Here is a 12,139-nt window from a genome sequence, read left to right as displayed (position 1 = left end):
CACTTATCGATTGTGCAGAATATCAAAGGCAACAGACGGAGTAAAGACGACGCCATGAATTCCTTCCCTGCAGGCTGCCGCTGCGTTTTCCTCGATATCGTCAAAGAACAGAGCCTTTGCCGGATCGATCTGATACCGCTCAAGCAGTGTCTGGTAAATCTGCGGTTCCGGTTTCAGGCACTTTTCCTGCCAGGAAAAGACGCCGCCGTCAAATGTTTCGATAAAAGAAAGTCTGTCCTTTGTCATTTCGTACAGGCCTTCTGAATAGTTGGAAAGATAATATACCCGGTATCCATGCTCACGGAACCAGTGGATCAGATCCAGGGTGTAGTCCGCAGGCTGAATACATTCGCAGAGTCTGTCATAGACAAGCCGGATCTCCTCTTCGATTCCCGGATCATTGGCGATGAATGCGTCACACCAGTCATCCGGTCCATACGTCCCTTTATCGCCTTCATACCAGGCACTGCTGCGAAAAACAGCATTTGCAACCCGTTCTCTGATGTCCGGGTCAAAATCAAACTGATCGAGGCAGAATGCTTCGCTGTACCGGATCAGAACATTTCCAAGGTCGAAGATGACCGTGTTACAGGTATCTACAGGTATTTTCATCTCATTTTCCTCCTGTCTGCTTCTCCACTATGTACTACTTTACATTGATAAAGTGAAGAATGCAACAAATTTCTTTACTTTTCCTCTTTTCTTATGACATCGCCATAGACAGCACGGGAAGCTGTTTTCAGATCCTCCGGCGACAGTCTCAGCTGCATTCCCAGTTTTCCTCCGCTTACATAAAGTTTTTCCAGCTGCTTTGCATCTTCCTGAATCACGGTTGGAAACTGCTTTTTCATGCCGATGGCGGTACATCCTCCACGGACATATCCTGTGATCGAAGTCAGATTTTTCAGCGGGATCATTTCCAGTGATTTTTCTCCTACCACTTTTGCCGCCTTTTTGAAATCAATCTCCTCCTCGATGGGAATGACAAATACATAGTGGGACCCGCTTTTTGCCTGGGTTACCAGCGTCTTATACACTTCTTCATGCGGCAGCGACAGCTGGTCGGCGGTCGCGATACCGTCCTCGAAATTTTCACATTCATACGTCTGATATTCATACGGAATATTCATCCGGTCCAGAATCCGCATGGCATTGGTTTTCAGTTCTTTTTTACTCATCTGTGTGCGCCTTCTTTCTGACTGCCTCATAAAGGGGCGGATGTACTTTTTTTCTTGTAATTTCCATCAGTTCCAGCCGGGTGATGTCAATCACCTCTGTCTTAACCGGGTCTGCTGCTGTCAGCTCCCGCATGGTCCGGATCAGAATTTCCCGGTCTTCCGTCTCTGACAGATTGATAAAATCAATCAGAATGATGCCGGACAGATTCCGAAGCCGGATCTGCCTTGCCGCCTCTTTGGCCGCCTCCAGATTCTGCTTCAGGTAACGCTCGTTTTTCCCGGAAACCGCCCGTCCTGTATTGACATCGATTACCGTCAGTGCTTCTGTAGGCTGAATGATCAGGCTTCCGCCCGATTTCAGCCAGACTCTCTGAGAAAGCGCCCTTTCCATTTCCCGCTCCAGACTGTAGAGCTTGACAAGAGGAAACTGCGGATCCGTATACAGTCTGAGACTGTCCAGCACTTTTGGTTCGGTCTGTTCCAGATAGGATCTGAGACGCTCATAAACGTCCGGGAGGTCGGTCACAACCTCTTCCAGCGTATCCCAGCGGACATGGGCAAATCCCGCCTCTTCTCCTGCCGCTCCCGCTTTCAGGCGGGTGAAACAGGTGCGTGTCCTGGCTTTTTCAAGCAGGTCTGCAAGCTCTTTTTCCTGTTTCTGCAGCTCTTGGTGCAGTTCCTCCAGAGTCAGCTGAGCCGCTTCCGTACGGAGAATCACGCCAAATGGAGAGCTGTCTGTTTCCTGAAGCCATGCTTTCAGAGCTTCCCGTTCCTTTTTCGGAATCCGGGAGGAAACGCCGGGCATCTGCTTTTTGCGCGATACGACAGCGTACCGGCCGGTCAGCGAAATATCCGTAGTAAGAGACGGCTTTTTTGCCTTGGATGCTTCCTTTTTCACCTGTACTACCAGCTCATCTCCAACACAGACCGGCTTTTTCCCTGCTTTGGAAGTAAAACAGCCATCTGCTGCCTCCTCCTCACTGCAGTAACACTCCGTCCCTGGAAAAATTTCAATAAAAACCGCATGGATATTCGGAATTCTTTTTTTTACCTTTCCAATATAGATATCTCCCGCATGAACCGTTTTTTCCGGATGCTCATTTTGAGCCGTTTCGTCCGTGCAGAAGATTTCGGCCGTCTTTCCGTCCTCTTCCAGGAAAAAGCAGAGACGATCCATTACATTTGTTACAAGCACTTTCTGTTTCATTATACGATCTCCGTTCCAAGCGCATCCAGCGGTACCAGTGCTTCATCCTTTCTGGCATAGTTCTCTAGCCGGTGATAACGGTAATCTGCTTCTGCATCCAGATTTGATCCGGTCTGCTTTAAGAGCGCGGACATCACAAGTTCCGGTTTCAGATTGGTGGAACTTCCCGCGCATACTTTCATAAAAATCGACGCGCCCTGCTTTTCCATTTCCAGAATCCATGGACGGATATTGACTTCTTTTTCGCTCTTCTTTGTCTGTTTTACGACCAGAATCTCTTCCCGGGAAAGGAAATCCTGAATTGCCGCTTCCGTGACTTCTTTGGTCTCATCTTTTGGAAGTGCAAGATAATCGGCAGCCTCAATGATTGCCATTCCGGTTGCTTTCTTTTCCTCCGGAATCTGAACGAAGCTTACCACTTCCATCCCTTCCGCCATCACTTCATTGAGCCTTCTCACCGCCTCTTTGGACGCAACCGGCCCGGTCAGTTCAATATCAAAATATTCTCCGTCACTGGTCAGTCCGACGCCAAGGGGATTGGCAAAGGACATGATCATATGCGGACTGAATCCCTGGGTAAATGCGATCGGGATCTCTGCCCGGCGCATAGCCTTCTGGAAATACCGCATCACATCCAGATGACCGATAAATTTCATCACTCCGTATTTTCGGAACTTAATTCTTGCCTTCAAAGCAGACACCTCCCTGATAACACATTGCGCCGCAGGCCGAGCAGCGTTCCCGGCAGTTTGGCGTAACTTCCCCTTTCATGGCACGCTCCCATTCCCGCTTCAGGAATGATTTGCTGACGCCCACATCAATGAAATCCCACGGGAACAGCTCGTCCAGATCCCGTTTGCGCATCGTATAGAATTCCAGATCCACTCCGGTATTTTCAAACGCCTGCATCCATTTTTCATTGTCAAACTCATCGCTCCAGGAATCATAGAGACATCCCAGACGGTACGCTTCCAGAAGTACTTTGCCGGTCCGGCGGTCACCACGGGCAAACACGCCCTCCAGCACCGTCACATCCGCCTCGTGCCAGTTGTATTTGAGGCTCTTCCGGTTTAACTGCTCTTTCATCTCCTGATTCACGACATGAGCCCGGTGGATATAATCTTCCTGCGTAAACATTTCCGCCCACTGGAACGGCGTAAACGGCTTCGGGATAAAGAAGGACGTACTGAATGTAATCTGGCATTTTCCGTTTCTCTGATCCTTCGGAATCTCGTAGTACTTTTTAGCCACCCGATCCGCCAGTCTTGGGATCTCTTTCATATCCTCTTCTGTCTCACCCGGAAGTCCGAGCATAAAGTAGAGTTTGACTTTATTCCAGCCGCCTTCAAAGGCTTTGGAAGCACCGTCCAGAATCATCTCTTCGGTCAGACCTTTATTGATGACATTCCGCATTCGCTGGGATCCGGCTTCCGGCGCGAAGGTCAGACTGCTCTTCTTGATATCCTGTACCTTACCCATCACATCCAGAGAGAAGGAATCGATCCGAAGGGACGGAAGGGAAATATTGATCCCTTTCCCCTTAAATTCCTCGATCAGGAAGGTCACAAGTTCTTTTAACTGAGAATAGTCGCTGGAACTTAACGAGCTTAAAGAAATCTCTTCGTGCCCGGTATTTTTCAGCATCTCATACGCATACTGCTTTAATGTTTCCAGATCTTTTTCTCTGGTTGGACGGTAAATCATTCCCGCCTGGCAGAACCGGCATCCACGGATACATCCTCTCTGAATCTCCAGTACGACACGGTCCTGGGTCACTTTGATGAAAGGAACGACCGGTTTTGTCGGATACGGCACCGCGCTCAAATCCATGACAACCTGTTTTTTGATCGTTCTTTTGGCATGAGGATTGTTCGGTTCAAAGGACTTTAATGTTCCATCCTCATGGTATTCGGCATCATAAAACTGTGGAACATAGATTCCTTCGATCTCCGCTGCCATCTCCAAAAATTCTTTTCTTGTTCCGTTCTTTTTCTTGTTTTCCTTATAGGCATCCAGAAGCTCATCATAAACGGTCTCGCCCTCTCCAATGTAAAAAAGGTCAAAAAAGTCAGCCAGCGGCTCTGGATTGACGGCACATGGGCCTCCTCCGATGACAATCGGATCTTCTTCTGTACGATCCTTGCTGAACAGCGGAATACCCGAAAGATCCAGTACCTGCAAAATGTTGGTATAGCACATCTCATACTGAATTGTAATGCCAAGGAAATCAAATTCCCGGACCGGATCCTGGGACTCCAGGGCAAACAGCGGAATGTGCTCCTCTCTCATAATCCGGTCCAGGTCGGTCCATGGGGAGTAAACACGCTCACACCACGTATCATCTCTCCTGTTGAACATGTCATATAAGATCTTCATTCCGAGATGAGACTCCCCGATTTCGTAGACGTCCGGGAAACACATGGCAAATCGAATCGCCACCTTTTCCTTATCTTTCATCACCGAGTTGATCTCGTTCCCGATATAACGGGCCGGTTTCTCGATTTTTAGTAATATTTCATCACTTAAAGCTAGTTTTCTCAATTTTTCAACACCTTTTATTGTAAATTTTATACAATTTCCATTTCTCTAATTTAACTACAAGTTACGGTTATCAAGTACGATTATACTTGATCTATTTTAATATACTTTGCTCCATTTTGCACCTTAAATTTTAATCAAAAAATGGCAAATGGCGACAAATTTTCATTTTCCAAATCAATAATATCCGGTCTTCCTGATATTTTGCATCCGCCGTTTTTTTTCGCTGTATCCGTCAGCTCTTTTTTGAAAATCCTCCTTCCCGCATATAAGAGATCGTGAAGTTACGGATGTTCACGTCCCTTTTCATAAAGCACCAAATGTCATTTACAAAAAAACTTCATTATTCATAGTATCCTCCATGGTATCTGCGATGGAGAAATTACGAATCCGTATAAATTGTACTAAAAGGAGAATGCCATGTCAATCTAACGGATCAACATCCAGATACCATTCCATATTGCTGATCCGCCGCTGGTAAAGTTTTTCTGTGGCAACGGCCGTTCCTACTACCTTGACATCTTGTTCCCGGATACCGGCACCCGGTTCCGAAAATTTTCGTAGAAAAAGAGAGGCTCAAGTCAAGCCTCTCTTCTGTGTCAATTTCTGTCCTATTTTGTTTCGTCCATAGGAACTGGAATAGCAGCCATTCTTGCGTTTGCATTCGGCTGGTAGGTAATGTCTTCCGTAAACTGGTTGACATCGGTAATGGTATTCGTTGCTGCATCGTAATCGAATACGTGCCAGTTCACACCTGTTTTTCCTGTCGGTACCGGATACGCTTTGTAAAGCTGTCCGTCCAGGTATACTTCCACGATGGCCCCGGACTGGGACATTGCCGTACTGTCAGAGTTTCCACCATTGGAATAGTCATGAACATAAAAGCTGTATGTTCCGGATTCATTCTTTTGATACAGGCTGGTCGTTTCCGGTCCGTAAGAAGTAATGTCATCCACATCCAGATCTGCAATCCTTACAGAATCTTCGTTATGTCTCTTGTTTCCATAATAAATGTGGAAGTAATCGGATCCGTCTGCAGTTGGTCCCAGCAGATGGGAATCCAGGTCTGACGGGGTTTCTCCCCAGGTCAGTACCACACGCAGGTCTGCGGCTTCCAGGTCTTCCCCGTTCGGATTCATGGCCGCACTCTGCATACCAAGATCCATCGGGAACACAACAATATTCTTTGTTACCGTTACATAACCATCCCGTTCAATGGTTGCAGTGTAGTTGCCAGAAGCCATCTCCACCCGGTAGTCTCCGTATTCGTTTGTTTCTACCGTTGCAACGACATCACCGGATGTCTTATTCCAGCCTCTCCGGAGCGTAAGAGTTGCCCCAGGGATTCCTTCTCCTGTCACTGCATTGGTAATACGGCCCCGTGCAGAACCGGTCACACCCTCATACTGCTCGTCGATCATCAGCAGTACTTCCGTGTAGTTTTCCTTGTCTTTTTCTACCGTTACATCACATTCAAAGCTCTGATATCCGGCTGCTTCCACCTTAATCTTGTACTCTCCTGCCGGAAGAGACATCTCAAATCCGCCGTCCTGTCCTGCCTGTGTACTTCCTGCTGCGGTGGTACTGTCACCCTGGTATGCAGAAATTGTGGCACCTGCAATAGACGTATTCCGGTCTGCTGCGTCAGCCACCCTGCCGACGATCTTTCCGGTTTCCTCTTCATATGTACAGTGGTCTACCCGTGAGAAGTTTTCAAAGTGCCAGTTCGCTTTCAACGGGCTGTTTTCTTTCTTCCAGAATTCCCAGGTATAGCCAATATCCAGCCAGTCACCGATTACGCCTTCATCCAGGGCCGAAAGTTCCCCGTACAGGAAGACGTTTGCATCAATACACATCAGCTCGGTGTTGCGGATCAACAGTTCCCCGCTGGCTTCCGGGCCTGCAGAAACGCCAAAATCAATCAAATCCCAGCGCTTGCAGACTTCCAAAAGTCCGGAAAGGCTCGGCCCGATTTTTGCAGAGCCGGCCAGTGCTTTGAAGTCCACATCTGCTTCCAGGGAATCCACTTTCCGCAAGCGGTTATTTAATACCTGGACGCCGGTTTCACCGTCAATATTGCAGACAACTTCAATCTTGCCGCTGATCTCATACTTGATGCCAATCTGGGCATAAATTGTGACACCAGGGATTCCGGCAATCGGAAGTTTTCCAAGTTCCAGCAATCCGCCATTCGGGATATAATCATCCGGAACATAAGACCCGCCGTCTTTCTTGACCTCATATCCGCCGGTAGCTTCGATTGTCAATGGGAATTTCAAGTAAACATCTTTTATGTTAAATCCGCCCCATCCAAGATCCACATCCGCTTTGTATTTGATTTTCGGGAGGTTAATGGCAACATTACCATACAGTTCCCCTTTTCCGATCTTCTTGTGGATTTTGAAGTTGACTTTTCCTGGTGCTGCAAGGGAACCTTCCACGTCCACAACATTCACCCTAGCTGCTTTTGCCATGGCCGGTGCTGCTTCCGTAAATGTCACGCCCTCTGCCGGAATGAATCCGGACATATCCGCTGTTGCGGTTCCGGATGCAGTAATCTCATCCAGTGTTTCCTGGATATCCGGCTCCGCTGTTTCCACAACAACCGCCCCATCCGTTTTCTGGACAGTGACCGCTTTGTAAGGGGTCTGGTCCGGCAGGATAAAGATGCTGCCCTCTGTTATCATATCCCCGCCGGATGTAAAGGTGATGGTTGTCCCGTCCATCGTATACTCTGCATCTTCCGGGATGATGATAGCATCCTCGTCATAAACCACCTCTCCGGTATTTTCCTCCGGAGTTTCCACGTTTGCGATTTCCCGCACCTTAGAAAGTGCCGCATCTGCTTCTGCCTGTGTCAGTTCCTCTGCTGGACGGAAAGCTTCGTCTGTCAGCTGGAACAGTTCCATTGCAACCGCCGTTTCCACCTCCTGCTTGTAGGTGATGGCTGCTGCATCGGCACACGCGATGTCCTTTACTGGCTGGAATCCCAGTGCCTTCACTGCGGTATAAGCCGCAAACTCACGGTCTGCCGGTGCATCCGGACGGAATTCTGTTCCCATTTCCGGAAGAAGCTGGTTCGCATATGCAAGCAGGATCTGGTTTTTCTTTGCATGGCTGTCGATATCTGTAAACGGCAGTGTTTCGTTGTCATATACCACTTCCGTTTCCGGTGCATTGACCGCTACCAGCAGTTCATCAATCCATTGTGCCCTTGTCAGTACTGCTCCGGAAGGAGCTACTGTCTCCGGAAGGGAATAGCTGATATCTGCAGTCAGGGTGTATGATTTGTCCCCCAGCGCTACGTCTGCTGCAACCTGCAGTCCGCCCTGTCTGGAATCTGCCGCCTTCACTGGAAGCACACCGATGACGTATGGTCCTACCAGGGCTGCTACTAAGAGCAGGGAAAGAAGACCTTTTCCTTTTTTCTTCCGGATGCAGACGATCAGGATCACGCCTGCTGCTGCCACGCATACGACAATGAAAATGACCGGATTTGCGGAGTCCCCGGTGTCAACGGCATCTGCATCCTCGGAAGAAGGGGTAGCTGTCTTGTCTCCTCCCTTGGATGGGTTTCCGCCATTGTCATTCTGGTCTGGATTTGGGGATGGGTTCTTGTCTCCGCCATTCTGGTTGGATTCTTCCCGATCCCCACTGTCTTGGGATCCGCCGTTGTCCTGTGTTTTTGCTGCTTTCACTGTGTACTGAAGTGCGGTTTCTGAACCCGGTGCCAGCGTTTCCTCTTCTTTGGTCAGTGTGTCCCCCTCTTCCAGGCTGAGGCCTTCTGGAAGGACGCCCTGAATCCGTACCTTGCTGACCGGCTCATTCCCGGTGTTCTGCAAATGCACGGTGACTTCTGCCGAAGTCTTGTCCTTGGAAACTTCTGCTGTGATCTCTGCTGTCACGTCTTCATTGGACTTTGCCAGTGCCACGGTCGGCATACAGGCTGCAGTCATAATGAATGACAGCAAAAGAAGGGGCAGAAATTTCCTGCCTTTTGTTCTCATTCCTAGTTTCCTCCTGTTATTCCATATTGTTAGACAACTACATTCTTAATTATAAATTCCAGCTGACAGGAGTTCAATGGGAGAAAGTTCCAAAAATGGATTCTGAAATTTTACGTTTCTGACAAACTTTGTTATACTATAACAAAAAAATCAAAGGAGGGATGAATCATTGAAACCACATATCCCAAAACACGATCCCCGCTACCGTAACATCCGTCCGGAGGAGCTGCACAAAAGGACGCTCTATGAAAGTGAGGTGGAAGTGATCCAGAATCTGAAAAAGAACCTGAACGGGACATCCACCGTTGCAGGCTGGTTTGCCTTCTTCATGGGCCTTGCATTCCAGGGGATCAGCCTCTACCTGGTTTCCCTCGGGCAGTCCAGTACAAAAGACGTTGTGGGTCTGGCAGTCGGCACCCTGATCTTCTGGCTGGTGGGTGGACTCACTCTCCACAGCCGGATCCCGAAGCACGCTTCCATCACTCATACCCAATACGGCATCGTTAACGGAAAATGGCCGTCCCCTGCAAGAAGTGGAAACACCAACGGCCGGACCTACTATCTGGATGTAATCTTCCCGGATACCGGCACACGGATCCAGAAAGTGATCTGTAGCTATGGCGACTATAAGCGTGCCGAGCAGGGACAGCAGGTGCTGACAGTTGTGTTCGAGAACCGGAACCAGGCCTTCGGCATCTTACTTCCCCAGTCCTGATCTCAGGATGACACAAGAACATATGTAACTTTTTGCCAATATGGGAAGCCATCGGCACATCCCCGAATTCCTGCCACAGATGCTCGACGCTCTCCGGCAGACGGTTCCAGAACGGTCCGGATCTTGGACCATTTCACGCCTGAAAAAATCTTATCAAGCAAAGTTTTTGGTGTTGGGTAAAATTTGTTGTTCATATTGGTTTCCTCCTGTAAATTCCATTCTCAGATCCAATATGGAAGAATGATTTTTATTTTCTAATATTCAGAAAATACAGTGACATAACAAGTCTCTCTGAGTTGCCACTCAGAGAGACTTGTTATCAAAATTATATAAAATTAATTCGACATTTCTGCATATGTCCAAACATTTAATATCCATTGCATGCTGAAGACATAGTGATCCACTCCGATTCTAATACTGCTTCATCCACAAGTCACGCACTCCTCCCCAACAACCCGAAGTTTTTGAAACTCATGATCAAGACCGTTTTTGCCGTGTTTACATGGCATATCCACATAACGCAAACTTGTATATTTCTGCATTTTTGACATTCTATTTCCACAATTCATCTTACTTTTCCCATTTAGTGTCTTTCTCGTTCTCACACGTTGATTTTTGAATTCCCTGGAACTATTCTTTTACTTGATTTTCATACAACTTCCGGGCATTCTCTGCAATTTCTGACCCAACCTTTTCACAGGCATCCCAATCTTTTGTTTTTTCCCACTTTCCTTCGGTAACAGCCTTTTCAACTGCCTCTTCTAAATAGCTCTCGGTATCTGTTGCAAAATATGCACAATTTATGTCTTGATAGGCTTTTAATGTCATGTTTAATGTTTCTTCTGATACCTTAATGATTCGCTCAAAAAACATTTGATACTTATCGGGATCCGTTGGCAGTCCCTGGGCGCTGATTCCCTGCCACAGAAGTTCTGTTTCGTGGTTTAAAAATAACATTAAAAACTTATATGCTTCTTCTTTTCTTTCACATGACATACCTACGGCTCCGTATGCTTGTATAGATGCAACGCGGTTACCCGTTATGTCCGGAATAAATTCGATCCTTTTCAATCCATCCCGTACACTCGTCCAAGATGTATCTTGACTCCAATTTGCGCTTTGATCAATGTTAAGAGAAAAGAATTTCGTGTTAGAGACAAAGAACTCTTTCCATTTCTCCTTATCATATCGAACTTCTTGCTTCTGATAATCTGCTGCAGGCTGATACCAATTTTTAGGCATAAGTATATGATGCATAAAAACGCCTTTTAAATCCGTATCTTCTGAGCTTTCCGCACATTTCAGCCATTCAACAAGATTATCAGCCTCTGGCTTCTGAATCCAGTCATTTTCCGAAAGCAACAATTCACCAGAAAATGTAAGCGGGAGAATATACTGTTTGTAATCATATTTTCCTGCTTCCAGAAAAGCCGAATTATATGAACTCTTGTCCCAGTAATCATCCTGCTTCATATAATTGTCAAGCGGAGTAAATAGCCCGCTTTCCACTGCTTTATAAGGATTTTTAATAAGCGGCATCATATCAATTGGTCCGGCATTGTCATATCTTAAATTATTAAGCAGATAAATATCATACCCCTTTCCGGCCATGATCTGGGTTATTAATTTTTGGATTTCAATTTCTCTTGTACTAGGATTTGTAGACAGCGTTTTAATTTCTATATCCATATTAGGTGATTGCTCTGCCAAAAAATTTCGTGCGATTTTTATCTGACTTTCAAATTCCTGCTCTGTTAAAATACTAAGTGTAAATTTTTCAGGCTTTTTTTGATTTTGGCATCCGCAAGCCATCAGGCTTAAAAATATTGGGATGAACAATACGTAACCCCATCTTTTCCTTTTCATCAAATCACCTGCTCGTTCCTAAAGAGTTGCCCATAAAGATGGACAACTCTTTAATTTTCAATTCTCGTGCCATTAACTCAATAGACTCATTCTTTAATTGTATCCATGGCAGTCTGTTTTAACTGTAATCCAACCTGTATTTGTCACTGTTCCAGTTGCGCCACATTTTGGACAAGTCTCGGTATTTGAATATCGATTCTGAGTCAATAAATCTGTGCCGTGAGGTTTATGTGTACACTTGACTTCTGTTATACGGGAATCAATTACTCTTCTTACATTTGTCATTCCAATTCCGCAATTTGGGCAAAGACGTGCTCTTGCTTCTACATCATTTTCGGCTGCATTAACAGATACCATACCCATTGATAATACCATAATAATTGCTGCAACTACTTTTTTTGCTAGCGGATACTGACAAAAATCTAATGATCATTATCAGTCTTTTTATCATTCTTCTCTTTTTCAAGAATATCAAATGCTTCTAATATACCATCTCTTACAGCGGTTTTGATAACAATCATTGATACTGGAATAACTACAAATATAATAATTAAAACAATAAGAACGAAAAGTTCAATATCCATATAAAACTCCATAATGATATTTTTAGACATTTTTATTTTCTTTT

10 protein-coding genes are annotated in these 12,139 nt (G+C 46.2%); 1 reads left to right on the top strand and 9 read right to left on the bottom strand.

Translation table 11 applies throughout. The annotated features are described in order from the left end of the window. Nucleotides 1-3: 3 nt before the first annotated feature. The 6 genes from B5G11_RS04855 to B5G11_RS04830 all read right to left on the bottom strand — a co-directional run bounded on the left by B5G11_RS04855 (nt 4) and on the right by B5G11_RS04830 (nt 8,930). Nucleotides 4-612, bottom strand: coding sequence for an HAD family phosphatase (locus B5G11_RS04855; RefSeq protein WP_087252376.1), 609 nt, complete (start codon nt 610-612; stop codon nt 4-6). A 74-nt stretch (nt 613-686) separates the two neighbouring features. Then, on the bottom strand, nt 687-1,178 hold the full coding sequence (gene ybaK / locus B5G11_RS04850; protein ID WP_087252375.1) for a Cys-tRNA(Pro) deacylase: 492 nt from the start codon (nt 1,176-1,178) through the stop codon (nt 687-689). Next, a complete protein-coding gene (locus B5G11_RS04845; protein ID WP_087252374.1) occupies nt 1,171-2,385 on the bottom strand; it encodes a ribonuclease E/G in 1,215 nt (404 codons plus the stop codon). The genes ybaK and B5G11_RS04845 overlap by 8 nt, the downstream gene beginning before the upstream one ends. Further along, complete coding sequence (locus tag B5G11_RS04840) at nt 2,385-3,086, bottom strand: TIGR03936 family radical SAM-associated protein (RefSeq protein ID WP_343215473.1); 702 nt, start codon at nt 3,084-3,086, stop codon at nt 2,385-2,387. Before B5G11_RS04840 ends, B5G11_RS04845 begins: the two co-directional genes overlap by 1 nt. Next, nucleotides 3,061-4,926 carry a TIGR03960 family B12-binding radical SAM protein gene (locus B5G11_RS04835; protein WP_087252372.1) on the bottom strand — a complete coding sequence of 622 codons (1,866 nt, stop codon included), beginning with the start codon at nt 4,924-4,926 and terminating at the stop codon, nt 3,061-3,063. Before B5G11_RS04835 ends, B5G11_RS04840 begins: the two co-directional genes overlap by 26 nt. 608 nt (nt 4,927-5,534) lie before the next feature. Next, nucleotides 5,535-8,930 carry a carboxypeptidase regulatory-like domain-containing protein gene (locus B5G11_RS04830; RefSeq protein WP_087252371.1) on the bottom strand — a complete coding sequence of 1,132 codons (3,396 nt, stop codon included), beginning with the start codon at nt 8,928-8,930 and terminating at the stop codon, nt 5,535-5,537. Between the two features lie 169 nt (nt 8,931-9,099). On the opposite strand from B5G11_RS04830, the gene B5G11_RS04825 reads away from it, so the two are divergent. After that, nucleotides 9,100-9,645: a hypothetical protein gene (locus tag B5G11_RS04825; RefSeq protein ID WP_087252370.1), complete on the top strand. Its 546-nt coding sequence runs from the start codon at nt 9,100-9,102 to the stop codon at nt 9,643-9,645. 2 nt (nt 9,646-9,647) lie between these two features. On the opposite strand, the gene B5G11_RS04820 is transcribed toward B5G11_RS04825, so the two are convergent. The 3 genes from B5G11_RS04820 to B5G11_RS16300 all read right to left on the bottom strand — a co-directional run bounded on the left by B5G11_RS04820 (nt 9,648) and on the right by B5G11_RS16300 (nt 12,095). Continuing rightward, complete coding sequence (locus tag B5G11_RS04820; RefSeq protein ID WP_087252369.1) at nt 9,648-9,839, bottom strand: hypothetical protein; 192 nt, start codon at nt 9,837-9,839, stop codon at nt 9,648-9,650. Between the two features lie 436 nt (nt 9,840-10,275). Then, nucleotides 10,276-11,511: a hypothetical protein gene (locus B5G11_RS04815; RefSeq protein WP_087252368.1), complete on the bottom strand. Its 1,236-nt coding sequence runs from the start codon at nt 11,509-11,511 to the stop codon at nt 10,276-10,278. Nucleotides 11,512-11,933: 422 nt separating this feature from the next. Beyond that, complete coding sequence (locus B5G11_RS16300; RefSeq protein ID WP_158099214.1) at nt 11,934-12,095, bottom strand: hypothetical protein; 162 nt, start codon at nt 12,093-12,095, stop codon at nt 11,934-11,936. Nucleotides 12,096-12,139 lie beyond the last annotated feature (44 nt).

The sequence above is a fragment of the Drancourtella sp. An57 genome (genome assembly GCF_002161525.1).
Classification (GTDB): Bacteria; Bacillota; Clostridia; order Lachnospirales; family Lachnospiraceae; genus Sellimonas; species Sellimonas catena.
This window is presented reverse-complemented; position numbering and strand designations above follow the sequence as displayed.

What these genes read in the sequence shown, in the direction of transcription:
- B5G11_RS04855 (WP_087252376.1), bottom strand. Translation starts at nt 612, where the DNA reads ATGAAAATACCTGTAGATACCTGTAACACGGTCATCTTCGACCTTGGA.
- ybaK (WP_087252375.1), bottom strand. Translation starts at nt 1,178, where the DNA reads ATGAGTAAAAAAGAACTGAAAACCAATGCCATGCGGATTCTGGACCGG.
- B5G11_RS04845 (WP_087252374.1), bottom strand. Translation starts at nt 2,385, where the DNA reads ATGAAACAGAAAGTGCTTGTAACAAATGTAATGGATCGTCTCTGCTTT.
- B5G11_RS04830 (WP_087252371.1), bottom strand. Translation starts at nt 8,930, where the DNA reads ATGAGAACAAAAGGCAGGAAATTTCTGCCCCTTCTTTTGCTGTCATTC.
- B5G11_RS04820 (WP_087252369.1), bottom strand. Translation starts at nt 9,839, where the DNA reads ATGAACAACAAATTTTACCCAACACCAAAAACTTTGCTTGATAAGATT.
- B5G11_RS04815 (WP_087252368.1), bottom strand. Translation starts at nt 11,511, where the DNA reads ATGAAAAGGAAAAGATGGGGTTACGTATTGTTCATCCCAATATTTTTA.
- B5G11_RS16300 (WP_158099214.1), bottom strand. Translation starts at nt 12,095, where the DNA reads ATGGATATTGAACTTTTCGTTCTTATTGTTTTAATTATTATATTTGTA.